Origin of the sequence: Flavobacterium sp. UW10123 (assembly GCF_040538975.1) — a bacterium.
GTDB lineage: Bacteria > Bacteroidota > Bacteroidia > Flavobacteriales > Flavobacteriaceae > Flavobacterium.
Genome location: NZ_JBEWQE010000023.1, coordinates 21,334 through 43,611, shown reverse-complemented (window position 1 = coordinate 43,611; position 22,278 = coordinate 21,334). Strand labels below are relative to the sequence as shown.

The 22,278-nt window shown below is 33.0% G+C and carries 22 protein-coding genes; 11 read left to right on the top strand and 11 right to left on the bottom strand.

All coding sequences use genetic code 11. The features are described from left to right. Positions 1-33 precede the first annotated feature (33 nt). Positions 34-1,041, bottom strand: a complete 1,008-nt coding sequence (locus tag ABXT06_RS21420) for a Kelch repeat-containing protein (protein WP_354592565.1) — start codon at positions 1,039-1,041, stop codon at positions 34-36. A 14-nt stretch (positions 1,042-1,055) separates the two neighbouring features. After that, on the bottom strand, positions 1,056-1,898 hold the full coding sequence (locus ABXT06_RS21415; protein WP_354592564.1) for a DUF6268 family outer membrane beta-barrel protein: 843 nt from the start codon (positions 1,896-1,898) through the stop codon (positions 1,056-1,058). A gap of 231 nt (positions 1,899-2,129) precedes the next feature. Here ABXT06_RS21415 and ABXT06_RS21410 point away from each other — a divergent pair, with 231 nt between their 5' ends. Together ABXT06_RS21410 and bamG are read left to right on the top strand one after the other, a co-directional pair. Continuing rightward, positions 2,130-3,455, top strand: coding sequence for a DUF4270 family protein (locus ABXT06_RS21410; protein ID WP_354592563.1), 1,326 nt, complete (start codon positions 2,130-2,132; stop codon positions 3,453-3,455). Beyond that, entirely contained in the window at positions 3,456-4,691 is a 1,236-nt protein-coding gene (bamG, locus tag ABXT06_RS21405) for a BamG family beta-barrel-assembly machinery protein (RefSeq protein ID WP_354592562.1), read from the top strand. Between the two features lie 4 nt (positions 4,692-4,695). Here bamG and murI read toward each other — a convergent pair whose 3' ends face one another. From murI to ABXT06_RS21365, 8 genes are all read right to left on the bottom strand, one after another. Beyond that, entirely contained in the window at positions 4,696-5,472 is a 777-nt protein-coding gene (gene murI, locus ABXT06_RS21400) for a glutamate racemase (protein WP_354592561.1), read from the bottom strand. Positions 5,473-5,620: 148 nt separating this feature from the next. After that, positions 5,621-6,124, bottom strand: coding sequence for an OmpH/Skp family outer membrane protein (locus ABXT06_RS21395; protein WP_170830271.1), 504 nt, complete (start codon positions 6,122-6,124; stop codon positions 5,621-5,623). Positions 6,125-6,138: 14 nt separating this feature from the next. Next, positions 6,139-7,173, bottom strand: coding sequence for an OmpH/Skp family outer membrane protein (locus tag ABXT06_RS21390; RefSeq protein WP_354592560.1), 1,035 nt, complete (start codon positions 7,171-7,173; stop codon positions 6,139-6,141). A gap of 42 nt (positions 7,174-7,215) precedes the next feature. Next, positions 7,216-9,954 carry an outer membrane protein assembly factor BamA gene (bamA, locus tag ABXT06_RS21385; protein WP_354592559.1) on the bottom strand — a complete coding sequence of 913 codons (2,739 nt, stop codon included), beginning with the start codon at positions 9,952-9,954 and terminating at the stop codon, positions 7,216-7,218. After that, positions 9,887-10,627, bottom strand: coding sequence for an undecaprenyl pyrophosphate synthase (uppS, locus tag ABXT06_RS21380; RefSeq protein ID WP_354592558.1), 741 nt, complete (start codon positions 10,625-10,627; stop codon positions 9,887-9,889). Before uppS ends, bamA begins: the two co-directional genes overlap by 68 nt. A gap of 2 nt (positions 10,628-10,629) precedes the next feature. Further along, positions 10,630-11,322, bottom strand: a complete 693-nt coding sequence (porG, locus tag ABXT06_RS21375) for a type IX secretion system protein PorG (RefSeq protein WP_354592557.1) — start codon at positions 11,320-11,322, stop codon at positions 10,630-10,632. A gap of 174 nt (positions 11,323-11,496) precedes the next feature. Continuing rightward, on the bottom strand, positions 11,497-12,381 hold the full coding sequence (locus ABXT06_RS21370; RefSeq protein ID WP_201998533.1) for an NAD kinase: 885 nt from the start codon (positions 12,379-12,381) through the stop codon (positions 11,497-11,499). 98 nt (positions 12,382-12,479) lie between these two features. Then, positions 12,480-13,139 (bottom strand): CBS domain-containing protein, encoded by a 660-nt coding sequence (locus ABXT06_RS21365; RefSeq protein WP_354592556.1) that lies wholly within the window; start codon positions 13,137-13,139, stop codon positions 12,480-12,482. Positions 13,140-13,254: 115 nt separating this feature from the next. On the opposite strand from ABXT06_RS21365, the gene ABXT06_RS21360 reads away from it, so the two are divergent. The 7 genes from ABXT06_RS21360 to clpX all read left to right on the top strand — a co-directional run bounded on the left by ABXT06_RS21360 (position 13,255) and on the right by clpX (position 20,076). Further along, entirely contained in the window at positions 13,255-13,968 is a 714-nt protein-coding gene (locus ABXT06_RS21360) for a pyridoxine 5'-phosphate synthase (RefSeq protein WP_354592555.1), read from the top strand. A 25-nt stretch (positions 13,969-13,993) separates the two neighbouring features. Further along, a complete protein-coding gene (locus tag ABXT06_RS21355; protein ID WP_354592554.1) occupies positions 13,994-14,758 on the top strand; it encodes an alpha/beta fold hydrolase in 765 nt (254 codons plus the stop codon). Positions 14,759-14,848: 90 nt separating this feature from the next. Continuing rightward, on the top strand, positions 14,849-15,802 hold the full coding sequence (locus ABXT06_RS21350) for a sterol desaturase family protein (protein ID WP_354592553.1): 954 nt from the start codon (positions 14,849-14,851) through the stop codon (positions 15,800-15,802). Positions 15,803-15,891: 89 nt separating this feature from the next. Next, the gene (locus tag ABXT06_RS21345; RefSeq protein ID WP_354592552.1) at positions 15,892-16,236 is read left to right on the top strand and encodes a phage holin family protein; all 345 of its coding nucleotides are present in this window, start codon (positions 15,892-15,894) and stop codon (positions 16,234-16,236) included. Between the two features lie 113 nt (positions 16,237-16,349). Then, positions 16,350-17,672 carry a trigger factor gene (locus ABXT06_RS21340; protein WP_354592551.1) on the top strand — a complete coding sequence of 441 codons (1,323 nt, stop codon included), beginning with the start codon at positions 16,350-16,352 and terminating at the stop codon, positions 17,670-17,672. A 320-nt stretch (positions 17,673-17,992) separates the two neighbouring features. Then, a complete protein-coding gene (clpP, locus tag ABXT06_RS21335) occupies positions 17,993-18,667 on the top strand; it encodes an ATP-dependent Clp endopeptidase proteolytic subunit ClpP (protein WP_008467307.1) in 675 nt (224 codons plus the stop codon). A gap of 176 nt (positions 18,668-18,843) precedes the next feature. Next, complete coding sequence (gene clpX, locus ABXT06_RS21330; protein WP_008467306.1) at positions 18,844-20,076, top strand: ATP-dependent Clp protease ATP-binding subunit ClpX; 1,233 nt, start codon at positions 18,844-18,846, stop codon at positions 20,074-20,076. A 204-nt stretch (positions 20,077-20,280) separates the two neighbouring features. Here clpX and ABXT06_RS21325 read toward each other — a convergent pair whose 3' ends face one another. After that, complete coding sequence (locus tag ABXT06_RS21325; RefSeq protein ID WP_354592550.1) at positions 20,281-21,246, bottom strand: GlxA family transcriptional regulator; 966 nt, start codon at positions 21,244-21,246, stop codon at positions 20,281-20,283. 141 nt (positions 21,247-21,387) lie between these two features. On the opposite strand from ABXT06_RS21325, the gene ABXT06_RS21320 reads away from it, so the two are divergent. Both ABXT06_RS21320 and ABXT06_RS21315 read left to right on the top strand, forming a co-directional pair. Beyond that, complete coding sequence (locus ABXT06_RS21320; RefSeq protein ID WP_354592549.1) at positions 21,388-21,798, top strand: VOC family protein; 411 nt, start codon at positions 21,388-21,390, stop codon at positions 21,796-21,798. A gap of 50 nt (positions 21,799-21,848) precedes the next feature. Next, positions 21,849-22,253 (top strand): SRPBCC family protein, encoded by a 405-nt coding sequence (locus tag ABXT06_RS21315; protein ID WP_354592548.1) that lies wholly within the window; start codon positions 21,849-21,851, stop codon positions 22,251-22,253. The last annotated feature ends 25 nt before the right edge of the window (positions 22,254-22,278 follow it).

The window sequence follows — 22,278 nt, the reverse complement described above, 5'->3', positions numbered from 1 at the left end:
TTCTGGAGTAATATCCAGAAGAATTTTTTAATATTAATTATCATCATCACTTTGTTCGTCTAATGGCTTAAACTCCCAAGCATCATCAAAGTAAGTAGAGCCAATTCTTCCTAGCATATAGAATCCGCGGTTATTGATCGCAAAACCAACAGCATCGGTTCTTGTTGCACCTTCCATTGGAGTTCTTTCTGTCCATAAATCAGTTGATGGATTGTACTCCCAAACGGTTTTGATGTTTTCACCTCCTATAACATATCCTAAACCATTTATAGAAAAGCTCGAAGCATTAGAACGTAAAATAGCATAATCGTCGTTGTAGCTGTAATCGTCATCTGTATCTTTATCAATGTCACGTCTTCTCGTCCAAACATCTGTTGCTGGATCAAACTCCCAGAAATCTTCCTGATAAACGCCATTATTTACACCAGTAACCAAATACGCTTTGTCTGCAATTGTAAAAACAGTCGCGTTACGTCTTTTGTTACCGCTGAAACCATTTACTAGAGTCCAGGTATTTGCTTGGTCATCATATTGATAAAAATCTTTCAGATAATTTCCGTCATAACCAGTTCCAAAATAAGCTTTTCCGCCAACCTGAAAGCCTACAGCAGCATAACGCGCTGTTCCAGCAAAATCTGTTTTTTGCGACCAGCTGTTTGCGGTAGGGTCATATTGATAAAAGTCTTTCAGTTTGTTTGTTCCGTCATAGCCAAGACCAACATAACCTTTTTCGTTTAGTGCAAAACTAGAAGCAGAACTTCTTCCGATACCGCCAAAATCAGCTTTCTGTTCCCAATAATCTCCATTTGAGTTGTAAACCCATAAATCTTTTAAATAAACATCTCCTGTATATCCGCCTACTACATAAGCGTAATCTCCGATAACAAAACTTGTAGCACTAGATCTTGCAGGGCCGTCAAAGGCTGATTTTTTAATCCAGTTTCCTACCAAATCTTCATCTTCATCATCATTGCTGCAACTTATAAAAAAGAGGCATGAAAAAAGCGCTGTGAACAAAATTCCTTTTTTTAGATTAATCATAGTGTATTTAATATTTATTGTTTGTATTTGATCCCGATTTCTAAAACATAACCATTTCCAGTATTATAGTCGTATATTTTATGGTCAATGCTATCTATTAAATTGTATTTTTTGTTAAAATCATAACCTCCTCTAAAATTTAAAAACCAATATCCTCCAACATTTCTTTCGTATTCTAACACCGAAGTTATTTGCGATAAAACTGCTTTTTTAGCATTCGTATCTTTATTGGATGTTTCATCTAATTGATAAAAATTTCCATTAAAGCTATTCGTCAGACTCAATTTGTTTCGATCATTATTGGAATAAGAAATTTTCGAGTCTGGGAATCCTATTCTAAAATTGGTTTTTTCATTCATTTTATAATCAAAAGCAACAATTGGTGTAAACTTTGGCACTCCAAAAATTGATGTTCGTCCAGCTCCTGCAATTACACTCAGTTTTGAACCAATCTGTTGGCTGATTTCTAAATTTCCTAAAACAGTAACATCTGAAAAATCCAATTTGCTTTGGAAATTTGCCGTTGGAATGACTGAAAGTTCCCATTTTGTTTTTTCTGCTATTTCAGATGAATACTGAAATTTGTTTTGAACTTGATTGAATTTATCTTGATTAGCGTAAAAGTTATAAGAATTCAATTCGTAATTCACCTTCAGATTAGAATATTCTAATGTGTTTGTTATTTTGCTTTTTAAGCCTAATTTTTTCTGATAAAAAATAGCAATACTGGATGTGCTAAAATTTATCTTTTCTGTTGGCTCAGTTTTAAGATTAACAGTAGTGCTAAAATTTTCCTGAGCATTCGAACCTAAAAATGAAATCAAAAAAAGAGAACAGACTAAAAACCTTATTTTCATTATTTATTTTATTGGCTCAAAATTAGACGGATGAAGTCCTTAAAAAAAAGAAGATATATATATGACGTGTTTTGATAGACAAAATCATTGTTTTTATGGTCGAATTAAAATTTTAGAATAGAATTTAAATTGTAGACTGTTTTGTGCAGTCTGTAGCTTAAAAAAGCGCGGTAGTATATGTTATAGTGCATCGCCTAAGTGCGCAATTTATATTTGCTCAAAAATTAAATTATGCACAAGTTTATATTGATACTGCTTTTTGTACTAACCTTATTTTCGTGTGGTACAGATACAGATACTGGAGAATTTACTGTTGGGTCAGATTATTTGGCTTTAAGCAATAAAGTGATTTTGATTGATACGGTTACAGTCAATATGTCAACGATTAATTTTGATTCACTGGCAACTTCTAGCCGAGGAAGAATTCTAATAGGAAATTACGACGATCCTATTTTTGGAAAAGTAAAATCGGATAGCTATTTTCAGCTTTCTACAGATACCTATACATTAAATAGTATTGGATCTGATACCGAATCCACAAATTATGTTTTCGATTCTATTTCTATGATTCTTAAGTATGATAGGTATTTTTATGGAGATACGACAAAAGTCCAGACGTTTAATATTCACAGATTAACTCAAAAAGTTAAGCCAAACATAGAAGATAATAATTTCTATAATAATTCGACATTGGCTTATAGTCCAGAAAGTTTGGGTACAATATCTTATAAGCCGAGACCAAAGGAAAAAGACTCGATCAATATTCAAATGAGTAAAGAATTTGGAGAAGCTCTTTTTCAAAAAATAAAGAAAAGAGAAGTAACAGATTTTGACAGTTTTACAGAATATCTCAAAGGATTTGTATTGGTTCCCGAAAATTCCAATTCTTCCAATGTTATCGGATTTAGTGTTTCGGAGAGTAAGGTTCGGTTGTATTATTCGAAGTATCAGACAGATAATGAAACTCCTTATATAATCGATTTTTCAATTTTGGACACTTCTAAGCAGTTTAATTCTATTTCACTCGATAAAACAGGAACGATACTCCAAAATCTCCCCTTATCTAATGGTACATTATCAAGTGCACTAGTCAACAATCAAGGATTTATTCAATCTGGAACAGGTGTTGCCTGCCGAGTCGATTTTCCAAACATAAAACAGTTTAAGAATATTTCGGCAAACGGCGCTATTGTAGATGCAGAATTGATTCTTAAACCAGTTAATAATACTTATTCGGAAAAATACCCTCTAGCAGATTCGTTAACTGTTTATGTGGGAGATAATTTAAATAGAATAAGCGGAACTCTTGTAAATGCTGCAGGTTCTTCAGTTTATGGAAAGCTGAGTAAAAGCAGTGATGAATTTAACGAAAATGTTGGGTATTCAATTTCAATTGGCAACTTTCTTCAAAAGGAAATGCTAAAACAATCTGATTCAAGATCATCGCTTATTTTGACATTGCCAGGAATTGCACAATCTGTAAACAGAATCGTTTTGGGTGATCAAAAACATGTCAACAATAAAATCCAGTTGAAAATTTATTACATCTCTTATTAAATGAAAAATAAAATTGTTTTATGGAGTTGCTTCCTTTTAATGTCGCTGACTTCGTTTTCTCAAAGTATTTCAAGTTCTCCATATTCACTTTATGGTGTTGGAAGTCTATACGAATCAGATTTTGGTTATCTGCCTTCAATTGGCGGTTCTGGAATCGCTTTGCCTTCAGATACTTTTATCAATAATTTAAATCCAGCTTCTTTAGGATTTATGTATCAGAATCATTTTCTTTTTGATATTGGAGGAAAAGCAATTGCCACAACTTATCAGAGCAGTAATCGTACAGAGAAACGAAATAATTTTCAATTTTCTCATTTGGCTCTTGCTTTTCCTGTTACTAAAAAATCGGGTTTTAGTTTGGCACTTCGTCCATATTCAAGTTCGGTATTTAAAATTTCAAATTTAAAACTTCCAATTGCTGATAGCCAGGAATATTATTACGTAACGGCACAAGGATCTGGAGGTTTGAATAATCTAGATTTTTCATATGGATATAGATTTGGGAAAAAATTGACAGTAGGAACAACCGCTACAGTACTTTTTGGGAATACAGTTGATGATCGCGCCTTTTTAATTTCAAATGCTATTACTACCGTTCATAAGCAAACAAATTATAGGGGAGTTCGTGCAACATTAGGAGCGCAGTTTAAAATAGATTCAGCATTTACAATTGGAACAACATTCAAAGTCCCTACAAGAATAAATGCTTCCAAAGTACAATCTGTAACAAGTATTGCAGATGAGGTAGAATCTTCTATTGAAACCGACAAGGTTTCAGATACTGACAATTATTACATGCCTTTAGAAATTGGTTTTGGAGCCAGTAAGCGATTTAAAAACAATTTAAATGTGACTTTAGATTACGAAAAAAGTTTCTGGAAAAGCACTAACCAATCTGAATTTTATGGCGAATTTGTAAATCAAGATCGTTTTGCATTAGGATTTACCTATAGTGGCAATAAAAATGTTAGAAGATATTGGGATAGAGTGGGGTATGCAGCCGGTTTAAACTTTGACAATGGTTATCTTGAAGTAGATAAGCAGCGTATAAATAGTGCATCTATTTCCATTGGACTAAATCTTCCAATTGACAATACATTTTCGGCACTTAATATTTCCTATTCTTACGGGCAGAAAGGCAAAATAGCAAATGATTTAATAAAAGAAAACTATCATAAAATATCGCTCAATTTATCACTAGACGGAATTTGGTTTGTTAAGCGAAAGTTTGAATAATATTCTAAAAGTCTTTTTTTATTACAGGATATTTATATTCTAAAATGGACTCCAAAACTTTAGGGTCAGAATTGACATAAAATACGGGATCAATATCTGTGCTTTCAGAAAAGCCTACTTTATCATTAAGTAGATTTTTAGTTTGGCGTGCAACAGCTTCTCCTGAATCTATTATTTTAATATGATCTGGGAGAATTTTTTTTATCTGAGGAATTAAATAAGGGTAGTGGCTGCATCCTAAAACTAAGTAATCAATATTAGCTTCAATCATAGGCTGTAGATATGATTCTAATAATTGTGTCATTTCTGGTGAGTGCAAATTACCATCTTCAATGAGCTGTACAAGCCCATGCCCAACTTGCTCAATGATTTTGGTGTTATGAAACATCTCTGCAGTTTTATTAAACAGCTCACTATTAAGAGTGCCTTTTGTGGCTAGAATTCCAATAACCTGAGTTTGGGAATTGTTTGCAGCAGGTTTTATGGCTGGCTCAATTCCAACAAACGGAATGTCATAATCTGCACGTAGTTCAACTATAGCATTTGTTGTGGCGGTATTGCAGGCAACAACAATTAGCTTACAGTTATTTTCTAGTAGAAATTCTACATTTTTTTTACTCAAAGCAACAATCTCATCTTTGCTTCTTTGGCCATAAGGAGCATTTTTACTGTCAGCCAGATAAATGGTCTTTTCATTTGGAAGAAGATCATGAATGGCGCTCCAGATGGAAGTTCCGCCAATGCCAGAATCAAAAACGCCTATAGGATTATTGTTTATCATAAAGCAAATTTAAATATTTTTTAAATAATTTGTTATTCTAAATTAAGTGAAATCTTGAAATAATACCAAAGATTAGTTTTAATTTTTTGTAAAAAAAAACTGCTCAAATTACATGAATTGAGCAGTTTAAATTATGAGATTTAATTTCTTAGAATCCTAAATCTTTTTTAACATCAGCAGTGATGTTTGGACCATCAGCTAATAATAAAGTAGAACCGTCTAAAACGTATTGGAAACCTTTAGCTTTTCCAACTTTTTGAATAGAAGCTCTAACTTTTTCCATTAAAGGTTTTACGATATCTGTTTCTTTTTGTTGTAATTCTTTTTGAGCGTTGTCTCTGTAGTCAACAATTCTCTTTTGCATATCTTGAACCTCTTTAGAACGCTCTCCATTTACAGCATCTGTTACAGTTGCAGCTTCAGCTTCATACTTTTTGATTTTCACTTGATATTCGTCAACCATTTTTTTGTATTCAGCATCGTATGTACCACTTAATTTTTGCAGTTGATTTTGAGCATCTAGCATAGCAGGCATTTTCGACATGATCTCGCTTACATCAACATGAGCTACCTTCGCTTGTGCGTTCATTGTGTTACTTGCTCCTAAAATAAGAATTGCAGCAATTAGTAAAGTTTTGATTTGTTTCATCATTTTTAAAATATTAATTAATTATTGGTCGTATTTGTTTTTTGCGTTTCGGCTTCTTTTGCTTTTTTAGCCGCTTCTCTTTCTTCTAAAATTTTCTTTCTTCTTTCTTCCAATTCTTTTTTACGTTGTTCGTAAAGCAATTGTCTTTCTTCTGCTTTTGTCATTGCAGGCTGTTCAGTGGTGGGTGTTTCACCTGTAGCCGTTGGCGTTGATGTTTTAGCAGTCGAGCTCGTTTTAGCAGCATCTGTTGCTGCGGCAGGGGCTACTGCTGCTGGAACTGTTCCAGAAACCGTGCCATTTTTTTTAGCTTCTCTTTCTTCTTGCAAGGCTTTTCTTCTGTCCTCGTATTCTTTTCTCTTAGCGTCCTGCTCTAATTTTCTGTCTTGAATTAGCTTTTCTCGAGCAGCTTTTTTCTCGTCTAGTGCTTTCTGGCGATCAGCCATTGCTGGATTTTCGTCAATTGCATTTTCAATATTTTCTTTAGCCTCTTGCTCTTTCAGTTGTTTTTTAGTCAGCTGTTCACGTTTTTCGGTACGGTTTAAGATTCTTAAAACCTGATCACTGATGTCAAATCTTTTATTACTGAAAAGCATGGTGAGATCTGATGATTTATCAAAAACAAAATCATAATTTTTTGCTTCTGCTATATCTTGTACAGCAGTAAAAACTTGATCTTGAATAGGCTTTGCTAAAGCGGCTTTCTGTCTCATTAAATTTCCATCAGAACCAAATTGTTTCTGCTGGTAATCCATCATTTCTTGTTCAAGAAACTTAATTTCAGTTTCTCTTTCTTCTATTAATTCTTTTGTAAGTAAAGCTTTTTCTGTTTTTAAGCTTTCTTTCAAATTATTTATATTTAATTTTTTGGCTTCAACTTCCTGTTTCCACTTTTGAGCTTTTTGCTCTAATTGTGATTTAGCTTCTTTATAATCGGAAACATTTTCTAAAATATATTCCATGTCGATGTAGCCAATTCGAGTAGTCTTACCTTGTGCCTGACTTGTATTTGCTACAATCAAGGCTAAAAATATAAATAAAAATTGTTTTCTCATAACATAACTTTATTTGATGATTTTTAACCAAACGTTATTTCACTAAAATTGTTGTCCAATGATAAAGTGTGTTTCCCATCCATTAGCTTTTGTTTGTCCTGGAAGAGCGTCAAATCCGTAACCAAAGTCAATACCCAATAATCCAAATGCGGGCATGAATACACGTAAACCAGCACCAGCAGAACGGCTTAAGTCAAATGGATTGTAATCTTTGAACGTTGGATAAGATGAACCTGCTTCTAAGAACGTTAATGCAAAAATAGATGCAGAAGCTTTTAATGTAATTGGGTAACGTAATTCCATAGAGAATTTGTTGTAAATCGTTGCTCCAATTGCATCGCCATTTACATTTACAGGAGTCAAAGAGTTGTTTGGATAACCTCTCAACTGAATAGTCTCTCTACCATCCATTGAGTAGTTGGCCATACCATCACCTCCTAGGTAAAAACGTTCAAACGGAATTACACCTCTTTCTTGATTATAAGCTCCTAAGAAACCAAACTCTGTCAGAGTTCTTAATACTAGTTTTCCATAAACCTTAGTATACCAGTCTCCTTTAAATTTAACTTTATAATATTCTAACCAGTTGTATTTTTTCTGATCAACTTTTGCTACATCTGTATCGGCGCTTGCGTAATCAGACCCAACACTCATAATTTTTCCTGAACTATCAGTTTTATAATAGTCACCATTATTAAGAGGTTGTTGATAATCGTCTGATCTATTTTCTCCAATATATTGCTTTTTATATTCTTTTTGGTTTTGCAAATCACCGTAATCAATACCATTAAATAATGAATATGGAGGTGTAACTTTTGCAGTAACACTAAATTCAGAGCCATAAGTCGGGAATATCGGGTTTACCCCTTTATTACTTCTTGAAAGCCCTATAGTATAAGCTAAGTTTCTTGATGCACCATTACCAAAAGTGAACAAACCTGTATTATAATTATTCAAGTCATAATGCTGATAACTTAAAGATTGTGATAATACGAAATAGTCATCTGGCACTGTTAATCTTTTTGCTAAACCAACTTGCACTGTAAAAATATTAAAACTTTTGCTTTTATCAACAGTTCTGGTGATGTAATTGTTAAGAAATTGCTTACTGTATGAAATAGATGAGCTAAATTGGACAGGTTTCTTTCCTCCAAACCAAGGCTCTGAGAAAGATAAGCTATAGGTTTGGAAATAGGTGCTTCCTTGTAAACGAAGGGCAACCTTTTGTCCATCTCCCATTGGTAAAGGTTTATAAGCTTCTTTATCGAACATTTTACGAGCAGAGAAGTTGTTAAATGAAAGTCCTAATGTACCAATGAAACCTCCACCGCCATAACCTCCTTGAAGCTCGACCTGGCTAGATCCTTTTTCTACTACATTGTATTCAATATCAACAGTTCCAGCTCCAGCATCAACGTTCTTAAATTTAGGATCGATTGCCTCAGGATCAAAGAAACCTAATTGACCAATCTCACGAATTGTTCTTACTAATTGTTCTTTACTGTATTTTTCACCCGGTTTTGTTCTTAACTCACGATATATAACATGATCGTTTGTTTTGTCATTTCCAACAACAGTAATTTTGTTGAAATAAGCAATAGGGCCTTCTGTTACTCTAATCTCAAAATCGATAGTATCATTGACTGTTTTTACCTCTACAGCATTAATGTTAGAGAACAGATAACCGTTGTTTTGATATAAGTTGGTAATATCTTCTGCGTCTGGTTTTGTTTTATCGGCAATTCGTTTTTCAAGTAGAACTCCGTTATAAGTTTCTCCTTTCTTGATTCCTAAATAACGGCTTAAAAGCTGATCTGAATAAACAGTATTTCCTAAGAATTTTATATTTCCGAAATAGTACTTATTTCCTTCTTCTACATTTATTTTAATTGCTAGCGTATTTTTTTGCTTGTTATATTGTACAGAATCGTAAATAATACGAGCGTCGCGGTATCCTTTTTCTTTGTATGTAGCAATTACTTTTTCTAAGTCAGTTTTGTATTTCTCAGGAATAAATTTAGATGCTTTAAATACGCGAATGAAATTCTTCTGTTTAGTGTCTTTCATTGCGGCGCGCAGCTGGTTATCAGTAAGTTGTTTGTTTCCTGTGAAATCTATACTGCTAATTTTTACTTTGTCTCCCTTGTCAATCCTTACAAGCATATTAACTTGATGTCCGTTGATTGTATCAGGAGTGTTGGTTATAGTAACTTTTGTATTATAAAAACCTTCTTTTTTATATTTGTTTTCTATGTAATTTTTAGTGGTTGTGATTAAGTTTTCGTTGACAATTTTATTTTTTGTCAAATTGTTATCCTTAATTAGGGCTTCAACTTTACTTTTCTTAACACCAACGATTTTAACCTCGTTTAATTTAGGAAGTTCAACGATATCTAAGTCTAAATAGATACTATCGTTTTCTACTTTATTTACGTAGAAAGCGATTTCATCAAAAAGGCCCAGTTTCCCTAATTTTTTAATTGCGCTACTGATTTCTTCTCCAGGAACAGTAATTTCTTGTCCTTTTTGAAGTCCTGAAAAGGTTACAACAGTCTGTTCATTGAAGCTTATTTTACCAACAACAGAAACTTTAGCTAGAATATATTTTTTTCCCTGATCAAAAGGAACTCTTTCTTGTGCTTTAATTTGTGAAAAACTACCCAAAAGTAAAAGGGTAAAGACTATTTGTATTTTTTTTTGCAACACTAAAAAATTATTTAATTTGTTCACTGGTTTTTCCAAATCTACGTTCTCTTTTTTGATAACTAATAATAGCCTCATATAAATCTTGGTCTTTAAAGTCTGGCCACAAGACATTAGTAAAATACAATTCTGCATAGGCAATCTGCCACAGCAAAAAATTACTTATTCTATGTTCTCCACTTGTTCGTATTAATAAATCTACGTCTGGTAAATTTTGCGTGTAAAGATGCTCATTTATAATTGAATCGTCAATAGTGTCTATTGAAATTATATTATTTTTAACTTTATCACTAATTGACTTTACGGCATTTACCAGTTCCTCTCTAGAGCCATAACTTAAAGCGAGGGTAAGGGTTAAACGAGTATTGTTTTTAGTTTTTTCCATAACATCCAAAAGTTCTTTTTGGGCTGTTTTTGGTAATTTGTCAAGATTTCCAATTGCATTAAGTCTGATATTATTTTCTTGAAGGGTGACAAGCTCTTTTTTTAATGAATTGATTAATATTTTCATTAATGCCTGAACTTCCAATTTTGGGCGATTCCAATTTTCGGTTGAAAAAGCATATAGGGTCAAGTACTCGATTCCAAGTTTGGCTGAGGTTTTGATGATTTCTTTTACAGATTTTGTCCCATTTTCATGTCCAAACGCGCGTAAATAGCCTTGTTGTTTTGCCCAGCGTCCGTTGCCGTCCATGATAATGGCAAGGTGTTTAGGTAGGTTTGTGTGATCTATTGATTCTATTAAATTCATTTTTAGTATGCGCAATAGCATGGTTTTTTTCCAAAGGTATACGTCAAAGTAAGACCTGAAAAAACATACCAGTCATTATTATTTAAATTTCCAAATTTGAGGATGTCTGAATTGCTTGTATTCGGATTGCTTCCATCTATATTGTCTGTAAAAGTGTATCGTGCCCCAACTTCAGCGGCTAACACAAAGCGAGGAGAAATATTTGATTTTATACCTAATATAATAGGTATAGCTATCGAACTACGATTTTTCTGAGCATATATCACGTCTGGATTTGATCTGTATCTGTATAGGTTATCAAAGAGAAAAAAATTTAAACCTGTAAAGACATACGGAGTTACTTTTGTATGATAATCATGTAGATTGAAGTCAAAAAAGTTAAACTCTAGCCCAGCAGAAAGTTCTTTAATGTCATTGTCAAAACGGTAGCCTCTCTGATTTCTCCCTGTTTCATCGGATTTTAAATCATTTCCGCTAATGTTAGATTGTGTATAAGAAAATCTCCAAGAGTGTCTCGGACTTCTATTCCATTTGTATAGAACGCCAAAAGCTAGTTTTTCTGGGGCGATATAAGTTGTTTTTCCAACATCGCCCACGAAGTTACTTCCGCCAAGAAAAACACCAATCTCATTAATCTGAGCATTTAGTGTAATAAGCGGGAAAAAACATAACAATAAATTAAAAATTTTCTTCATTTAATTCAAAATTGCGTGCAAATATAATAATTATCAATACGAATCAAAGTTCCTTTAGTTAAATGTGCTTTTTTTTCAATTTACGTTATGATTTTGAGCCATTTAATGATGATTCACTACATGCAGAACGAGAAAATGTGGTATTATCGTATAGTGAAGAATCAGAAAAAGAGTTTAATTTCTTTTATCTTCTCCCCATAGCAGTTTATTTCTTAAGGTCTTTAAGAAAGTTTCGCCTGGTATTTCAACCATTTTAATTTTGTAATCTGTTTTTTTAATCTTTAAAATAGATTCGTTTTTTACCGAAGAAATTCGTGAATCTAAAGAAACAAGGTATTGGTCTTCTCTTCCTGTTACTCGCAATGTGATTTCGGTATCGTCAGGAATAACAAGCGGTCTGGCGGTTAAATTGTGTGGGGCAATTGGCGTAATAACTAAACTTTTTACATCTGGTGTTAAAATTGGTCCACCGCAACTTAAAGAATATCCAGTAGAACCAGTTGGGGTAGAGATAATTAGACCGTCTGCCCAGTATGAATTTAAGTATTCGTTATTTAAATAAGTTTCAACCGTAATCATCGAAGTGGTGTCTTTTCTACTCACTGTAACTTCATTCATAGCGAAATTAAGTTCCTTAAAAGCTTCGTTATACGGTTCGCATGTTATTCCTAATAAAGTTCTTTCAGAAGTGGTATAGTTTTGATCAATAACATATTGAAGTAAAATATCTATGTTTTCTTTCTGAACTTTAGCCAAGAAACCTAATCTTCCAGCATTAATTCCTAATAAAGGAACGCCAGAATTGCGAACAAAAGCTGCGGCTCTTAAAATCGTTCCGTCGCCTCCAATACTAATCAGCATTTCGAAACTATTGTCTAAAGCAGTACTTGGAGAAAAAGTTTTGTATTCTTTTTTTACAAGCTGTTTTTCATAAAGCATGTTCAGAAAATTTTCTTCAATTACCATCTCGACATTGTTGGCATTAAAGAAATTGAAAATGTCTTTTATAATAGGTTCAGTACTGTTCTGATAATATTGTCCGTAAATGGCTATTTTCATTCGTTGTTAAATTAGAGAATTTGTCAATGTGTTAATTAGATAATTGGGGAATGCGAAAATCATTAATTAACTAATTTTCCCATTGGCATATTCATAACTTATATATTAAGGTATTTGTCTAAGTAATCTGATCGTTCTTTTAAACTGTTGATGTAGGTGTCTTCCTGATGTTCAGAAATGATTTCATAACCATATCTTCTATAAGTCTGAATGATTTCATTAATTGCTCCTAAACCAATTTTTACAGTAATCTGAACATTTTCTGTATCAGCCTCAGAAACAAAACAGCCTAAAATTTTTCCATTATTACTTTCTACAATTTGTGTAACCTCGCTCATAGAATAATCCAAAAGGCCTTTTTGAACAATAATAATAGCGCCAGGTTCTTTTAAAAATGGAGTTTCTTGAAAAAACTTCATGATATCTTCCATTTCATAATAACCAATATAATTATTATTCTCGTCAAGAATTGGGAGAAGGTTGGTGTGGTTTTTTGCAAAAACTTCTAGAACATCTAGCCAGATCATCGATTTTCTGGCAAAAAAACGTTCTAAAGTATATTTGTAATCAATTGCTTTTTTATCAATGTCAAATGTTTCAACATCGTCAGAAGAGATGCTTCCAATAAAAACACCATCTTCTAAAATCGGAAAATGAGAAAAATTTACATCGATAAAAAAGTCCTGAATCGAAGCTATCGTTTCCTGACTGTCAATCGCTCTGAAATCGTTTGTGATATAGTTTGTAATTTCTGTCATAAATCAATTGAAGATATTTGATGCAAAATAATCAAAAAATACCGAAAACCGCTCTGTTTTACTTTGTATTTTTGTCGTAACAAATATAATGTTACTAGAATTAATATCTATTTATATGACAAAATTAAGTGTAAATATCAATAAAATAGCAACGCTTCGAAATGCCCGAGGCGGAAATGTTCCAGATTTATTAAAAGTAGCTGCCGATATTCAGCGATTTGGTGGGCAGGGAATTACCATCCATCCTCGTCCAGATGAGCGTCATATTCGTTATCAGGATGCACGTGATTTAAAAGCTATTGTTACAACAGAATATAATATTGAAGGAAATCCACAGCATAATTTTATTGATTTAGTTTTAGAATGCAAACCAGATCAAGTAACGTTGGTTCCAGATGCAATTGGCGCAATTACATCTTCGGCAGGCTGGGATACCATCAAAAATCGAGATTATTTAACTGAAGTTATTCAAGAATTTCAAAGAAACGGAATTAGAACTTCGATTTTTGTTGATCCAATTTTAGAAATGATTGAAGGTGCAAAAAAAACAGGGACTGACAGAATTGAATTATACACAGAATCTTTTGCACACCAATATAGTTTAGGGAATGAAAAAGGAATTGATCCTTATGTTGAAGCTGCAAAAATGGCAAACGAATTAGATTTAGGGATCAATGCGGGACATGATTTAAGTTTGGATAATATCAAATTCTTTAAAGAAAATATTCCAGGCTTATTAGAAGTTTCTATTGGTCATGCTTTAATTTCAGAGGCGCTTTATCTTGGTTTAGATAATACTGTAAATATGTATCTGAATAAATTGAAATAATTCTTTAAAAGGAAAAAATAAAAATATGCTTTATTCAAAAATAGAAGGCGAAGGAAAACCATTTATTATCATGCACGGATTTCTGGGAATGTCTGATAACTGGAAAACTTTAGCCGGACAATATGTAGAAGCCGGATTTCAGGTTCATATTTTAGATTTACGAAACCACGGTCGTAGTTTCCATTCAGACGAATGGAGCTACGAAGCGATGGTTCAAGATGTTTATGAATATTGCCAAGTAAATAATCTAACACGAATTGATATTCTTGGACATTCTATGGGAGGTAAAGTAGCAATGCTTTTTGCAACGACACATCCAGAAATTGTAGACAAATTGATTGTGGCGGACATTGGTCCGAGATTCTACAAACAGCATCATCAGGAGATTTTGGCAGGATTAAATGCTGTCGATTTTTCGGTAAAACCAAGCCGAAATGATGTTGAAGAAATAGTCTCTCAATACGTGCCGGATTTTGGAACAAGACAATTTTTGTTGAAAAATTTATATTGGAAAGAGCCTGGACAATTGGCTTTTAGATTTAATCTTGAAGCTTTTAATAATAACCTCGATGCTATTGGAAAACCTTTGGCGGAGCATTTAGTATTTAATAACCCGACATTATTTATTAGAGGCGGAAATTCTGGTTATATTCAAGATGAAGATATTGACGGAATCCGTAAGCATTTTCCAAATCTAAAATTAGAAACTATTCCAAACGCTGGACATTGGCTTCATGCCGAAAATCCGAAGATGTTTTTTGAATTGACAAGAGAGTTTTTGAAAGAATAATTTTTTCTTTAATAATTAGTCGAGTTAAAATAATTCTATAAAAATAAGAATTAACTTACATTTAAATATTAAAATCCTTAAGTTTGCCTTTTGGATTTTAATATTTACAATTTAATGGATTTTAGTTTTTATAATTTATTTAATGAAAATGGTGTCGGGCTGATTTATTTGTACTCCTCTCCATTTCTAGCACTTTTGATTTTTGTCGAAATGCTTTTTAGCCATTTTGGTAAAAAAGACCTATACACCAAGAAGGATGTTTTTGTCAATGTAACATTAGCGGTGCTTAATTTTGCATTAGATTTAATAATGAAATCGTTTGCTTTTGGAGTAATGTTTTTCTTTTTCCAACACCGAATTTTTTCTTGGAACACAAATATTTGGTATTATTGGATTGCCGTTTTTTTACTGCAAGATTTCGCTTATTATGTATTACATGTTGTAGATCACAAATCGCGTTTTTTTTGGTCAGTACATATCACACATCACAGTTCAGAATACTATAATATTTCTACCGGATTTAGGTCGCCTGTTTTTCAGCCGCTTTATCGCTATTTATATTTTTCCCCATTAGCCTTTTTGGGTTTTAATCCTTGGCATATTATGGGGGCTTATGCGCTGTTTCAGGTCTATGGGACTTTGGTGCATACGCAAAGTGTAAAAAGTATGGGTGTTTTTGAATGGATTCTAGTGACTCCATCACATCATAGAGTGCATCATGCTAGAAACATTAAGTATTTAGACAAAAACATGGGAATGGCATTGATAATTTGGGATAGAATATTTGGAACTTTCCAGAAAGAAGAACCAGAAATTCCCGTAAAATTTGGAATTTATCCAAAACCAAAAAATGATAGTGCTTTTGAGATTTTGTTTTATGAATGGAAAAAAATATGGCAAGATATTAAGCAACCTAACATAGGTTGGCAAAATAGAGTGAAATATGTGTTCTTTGCACCTGGATGGAAACCTAATGGAAAAGGGAAAACAGTAAAAGATTTTCAAAGAGAATATGAATTGAAGCAAAATGGTATATTAAAGTAACCTGAAATCTCAATTGAAAAACCGCTTCGGAATAAATATTTGGTTAGATAAAAATCATTACTTTTATTAAAATTTTAAAATAAAAAGTTATGAAATTATTACTTAGACTCCTTGTTACTGCTGCCTTAGTTTTATTATTGTCTAACATTTTGACCGGGGTTCATGTTGCTAGTTTTGGTACAGCTGTAATTGTAGCAGTAGTTTTAGGATTGCTGAACGTTTTTATAAAACCAATTTTAGTGATTTTAACCTTACCAGTTACGTTGGTCACATTAGGTTTGTTTTTACTAGTGATTAACGCATTGATTATTTTGCTTTGCACAAAAATTGTTGGAGGTTTTGTAGTAGATAGCTTCTTAACAGCATTAATATTTAGTGTTATTTTGTCTATACTTCAATCCCTTACTTATAAAATATTGGGAGATGATAAATAAAAACAATCGAGCAGATTAAAACTGCTTCAAATACAATAGATTAAAAACTTGGTTGGGTTGCAAAAATTTTATAATTTTGCAACCCAATTTTATTACGTAAATTAAAGAAGAAGATGGATATTAAAAGAGTAGCAATAGACGCTGTAAACGAGACAATCGTTATGAACGTTGTTCATATGGATTATAAAGGTCAAGTAGCAAAAAGAATTAACGAAAAAATGCCTTTAGCGCAAGTAAAAGGATTTAGAAAAGGCGCTGTGCCTAAAGATCTTGTTGAAAAACAATACGGAAAAGGTATCAAACAAGAAGAGATCAAAAAAGTAGTTGATTTGGCTTTAGAGCGTTATATTCAATCTGAAAGATTAAATCTTTTAGGAACTCCTCTTGCTAAAGTAAATGAAGATTTTAACTGGGATGCTGAAGAGTTAACTTTTGAATACGAAATTGGTTTAGTGCCAAACTTCGAAATTGATCTTGAAGCTAAAAACAATATCGTAAAATACATCGTTACTGCTGACGATAAATTAATCGACGGACAAGTTGAGCGTATCCAAAAACAATTTGGAAAAGCAATTGCACAAGAAGTATCTGATGCAAAATCTGACTTAACTGGAACTTTCTCAAGCGAAGCAAACGGAATCAACAATACAACTACAATTTCTGTTGATGCATTCAGCAAAAAAGCTCAAAAACAATTCACAGGTAAAAAAGTTGGAGATGTTGTTACAGTAAGCACAAAAGGTTTATTTGAAGATGATCACCAATTAATGGATTACTTAAAAGTAGGTCACGAAGGTGTTCACGGTTTAGATGTTGAAGTAAACTTTACAATTGAAGCAATCAACGGTTCTGAGCCAGCTGAATTAAACCAAGAATTATTCGATAAACTTTTTGGTGAAGGAAATGTTGCTTCTTTAGAAGATTTAAAAGCTAAAATTAAAGAAGATGCTGAAGCTCAATTTGCTCAGCAAGCTGACCAAAAATTATTATTAGATGTTCAAGATTTCTTAATCGAAAACACAAAATTCGATTTGCCAGCTGAATTCCTTAAAAAATGGTTACAAACTGTTGGAGAGAAAAAATTAACTGCTGAAGAAGCTGAAGTTGAATACGCAAGATCTGAAAAAGGTTTACGTTTCCAATTAATCGAAGGAAAAGCTTTAGCACAAAGCAATATCCAAATTACATTTGAAGATTTGAAAGAGTTTACATCAAACGCAATCAGACAACAAATGGCTCAATTTGGTCAAACAAACCCAACTGATGAAGAAGTTCAAGGAATCGTGGCTAGAGTTTTATCTAACCAAGACGAAGTGAAAAGACTTTCTGAGCAAGTGGTAGCAGCTAAAATGTTAGATATCTTCAAAGAAAAAGCTAACCCAACAACTAAAGAGGTTACTTACGAAGAATTTATCGCTGCTTCTTACGGAGAATAATTTCTAAAGAAACATTATTATATTGGAGCGTCAGGATTTTTTTCCTGACGCTCTTTTGTTTTAATTTATTTTTTGATTACTTTTCAGGAGCTAATCCAGCTATCCGTTTCAAGTTTTTTTCTTGCGTTTAAGTTTTTTAAATTCTTGAAAGAGCTTCTTTCAGTCGCTTTCCAAGAATAAAAAAACTAAAAAACGCAATTCAAAAAGCTTTCCACTGCTATCTGGGCTAGAAATAAGACAAATTGACATCCTTTAGAAAGAGGTACAACCTTTGATGAAGAATATTTATATTAAATAAAATAAACTTAGAACAGATACATATGAACTACGGTAAAGAATTCAAAAAATTTGCTACAAAGCACCAAGGAGTAAACGCAATGTATTACGATAAAATCGTAGCTGCAATGACACCAACAAACATGACTCCATATATTATCGAAGAGCGTCAGTTGAATATTTCTCAACTAGATGTGTTCTCAAGATTAATGATGGATAGAATTATCTTTTTAGGAACAGGTATCGATGATCAAATCGCTAATATCGTTCAGGCGCAATTATTATTCTTAGAAAGCGCTGATGCTTCAAAAGATATTCAAATTTACTTAAACTCTCCAGGAGGAAGTGTTTATGCAGGTTTAGGAATTTACGACACAATGCAATACATTAAACCAGACGTAGCTACAATCTGTACAGGAATGGCCGCTTCTATGGGAGCAGTTTTATTGTGTGCAGGAGCTGCAGGAAAACGTTCTGCATTGCCTCATTCAAGAGTAATGATTCACCAGCCATCTGGAGGAGCACAAGGTGTTGCAACAGATATGGAAATCAACTTACGCGAAATGCTGAAATTGAAAGATGAGTTATACAATATTATTTCTCACCATTCAGGACAAACTTTCGAAAGAGTTCATAAAGACAGCGAACGTGACTACTGGATGAAAGCAGACGAAGCAAAAGAGTACGGAATGATTGACGAAGTTTTGAGAAGAGGTTAAAAAAGTTTCAGGTTTCAGGTTTCAAGTTGCAGCAGTTAACTTGAAACTTGAAACAAAATAAAACTTGAAACAAAAAAATAAAGACTTAAGCTGCAAAGGATTAAGTTTTTAAGTTTTAATTAAATCAAAAAGCTTAGAAACTTAGTATCTTTGCAGCTTAGTAACTTAAATAAAGAATGGCAAAAGTAGTATTAGAATGTTCGTTTTGTGGAAGAAAGAAGCCAGAAACTAATTTATTAATAGCTGGGATCAATGCACATATCTGTGATAAGTGTATTGAACAAGCACACGGAATTGTTTTAGAAGAATTAAAATCTAGTGGAAGCGCAAAACTAGTTGGAGACTTAATTTTAAAGAAACCAAAAGAAATTAGAGCTTTCCTAGATCAATATGTTATTGGTCAAGATCAGACTAAGAAAGTGATGTCAGTTGCGGTTTACAACCACTACAAGCGTTTAATGCAACAGCAATTGGACGATGAAGTTGAGATTGAAAAAAGTAACATCATCATGGTTGGTCAGACTGGAACAGGAAAAACATTAGTAGCAAAAACTATTGCTAAAATGTTAGACGTTCCGTTGGCTATTGTTGATGCAACTGTATTGACTGAAGCTGGATATGTTGGAGAAGACGTTGAAAGTATTTTGACACGTTTGCTTCAAGCTGCAGATTACGACGTAGCAAAAGCAGAAAGAGGAATTGTATTTATTGACGAGATTGATAAAATCGCTCGTAAAAGCGATAACCCGTCAATAACTCGTGATGTTTCTGGAGAAGGTGTTCAACAGGCATTATTAAAGTTATTGGAAGGAACAGTTGTAAACGTACCGCCAAAAGGTGGACGTAAACATCCAGACCAGAAATTTGTTGAGGTAAATACTCAAAACATCTTGTTTATTGCTGGTGGAGCTTTTGATGGAGTTGAGCGTATTATCTCAAAACGTTTAAACCGTCAAGCAGTTGGTTACTCTACTTCTAAAAATACAGACAATATTGATAAAGATAATTTGTTGCAATACATCATTCCAAAAGACATTAAAGACTTTGGTTTAATACCAGAGATTATTGGTCGTTTGCCAGTTTTAACGCACATGGATCCTTTGGATAAAGCAACGCTTCGTGCAATTTTGACACAGCCTAAAAATGCATTGATTAAGCAATATCAGAAGTTATTCTTAATGGATGATGTTGAATTTACGATTACAGACGAGGCTTTAGATTTTATTGTAGATAAAGCCTTAGAGTATAAATTAGGTGCTCGTGGATTACGTTCATTATGTGAAGCTATCTTGACAGATGCGATGTACGAATTGCCAACATCTGATGATATTAGTTTGACAATAGATAAAGAATATGCAGAACATACGTTAAGTAAAAACTTATTGAAGCGTATGGAAATTGCTTCTTAATTATTGAAAATATATTTTCTAAAAACCTGTTCATTTTTTGAACAGGTTTTTTTATTGTCTTTTTATTCAGTTTTTATGAATACAAAACTTCTATAATAGCCCAGATCGGAACGGCATCCTTTTGTTGTGGGGTTCACAACAAAAGATACAGTGTAGAGCAGGACGAAACGATCTTATGAAAACGAAACAATCTGCTCCTAAAAATTATTGCACTCTAAATTTCTCTCGATATTCAATTGGTTTCATACCAACCATTTTATAAAAAACTTTTCTAAAAGCTTTTGGATCATTATAGCCAGTTTTTTCTATAATTTCTGAAATAGAAAGTTGCGTTTGTTCTAAATATTTTTTCGAACTTTCTACCCTAATATTCTGTAAATATTCAATCGGCGGAATTCCTGTCACTTGTTTAAAACGGCGTGTCATGTTTCTAGCGCTTGTTGGAATGTCTTTTGTGATTTCTTCCAATTTTTCGATAGAATGATACTGATTCTCAATTTTTTGCTGCAGCATGGCAACTAGAGAATCATTGTGCAAATGATTAGGTCTAAAGGTGCTGAAATAACTTTGCTTATATCTGTTCAGATCGATTGAGAATATTTTAGCAATTTTAACTGCCATTTCGTTCCCGCAGAATTTCTGAACCAGAAGAATCAATAGATGGAAAGTTGAAGTTGATCCTCCACTGGTATATAAACTTCCGTCTGCAGTCAAAGTCTCCTCAGGTTTTAATTTTACCATTGGAAAAGCTTTGGTAAAAGCACTGCAGGCATCAACATGTGTTGTTGCTAACTTTTCATTCAATAAACCAGAGGCTGCGAACAAAAAAGCTCCTGTACAAAAACTGGCTAATTCGGCTCCAGCTTTATGCTGTTTTTGCAACCACGGAATAAAACTTTTATTTTTTTTAATCATCTCGCTCATGTTATCTGTAGTAAAAGCGGGAATTAAAATTAAGTCTAGAATGTCGTCTGAAGTTTCAATTGCATTGCTTTTGTATCCAAATAAATTTCCTTGATCGTTTTGTTCTTGCGATTGAAAAATCATGATTTCAAATGGTTTTTCAGTTCCTGGGGTAAGTTTATTGGTAGTTTCGAATACCTCTAATATTGCCGCAATGCTCAGTAATTTATAATCGTGAGGTATGATTAAACCTAGTTTCGTGCTCATGATATTTTGATTTTTTGGAATGTCAGTATCCTACAAAAATAAGCAAATTGTCTCAAATGCCCCTAAAAATGACTTTTATTGACATTTTTAAGTAATCTTAAAAAATTAAATTTGTTTTAATTAATTCGTAATTTTATAAAGATGAAAACAAAAATCTTCTTAAATCTTGCTGTAAAAGATTTAAACAGTGCAGTGTCTTTTTATAACGGACTTGGTTTTTCGACCAATCCAAAATTCACAAACGAAAAAGGAGCTTGTCTGGTTATTGATGAAAATATATTTGTGATGCTTTTGGTAGAAGAGTTTTATCAAACCTTTACCAAAAAACAAATTTGTGATCCTAAAACAACCAGTGAAGCGCTTATGGCTATTTCTGTAGACACCAGAGAGCAAGTTGATGAAATGATGGAAAAAGCAATTAAATCTGGAGGAACAGATTATAATCAAGCTCAGGATTATGGCTGGATGTACCAAAAAACTTTTTTGGATGTCGATGGGCATCATTGGGAAGTTTTCTTTATGGATGAAAGTCAGATTCCTTCTAACATGTAATAATAAAGAACAAATCAAACAAAAAACAAATTACTAAAAAACGATTAAAAATGATAACAATTAAAAACACCGTTAATGCATCTCTTGACAAAGTTTGGAACTTTTGGAATACTCCAGAACATATTACAAAATGGAGCTTTGCTTCTCCTGACTGGCACACACCTTATGCAGAAGCCGATGTAAGAGAAGGGGGAAGATTCAAATCGACTATGGCTGCAAAAGACGGAAGTATGAGTTTTGATTTCGAAGGCGAATTTACTTTAGTAAAACCAAACCAAGCCCTTTCGTATGTTATGGGAGATGGCAGAAAAGTTGAAATTACTTTTGCAGAAACAGCAGATGGTGTTGAAATCATTGAAAGTTTTGACCCAGAAACACAAAACCCAGAAGAAATGCAGCGCGCTGGATGGCAGGCAATTTTGGATAATTTTAAAAGTTACATAGAAGCGAATTAAGGTTCAAAGTAACAAAGGTTCAAAG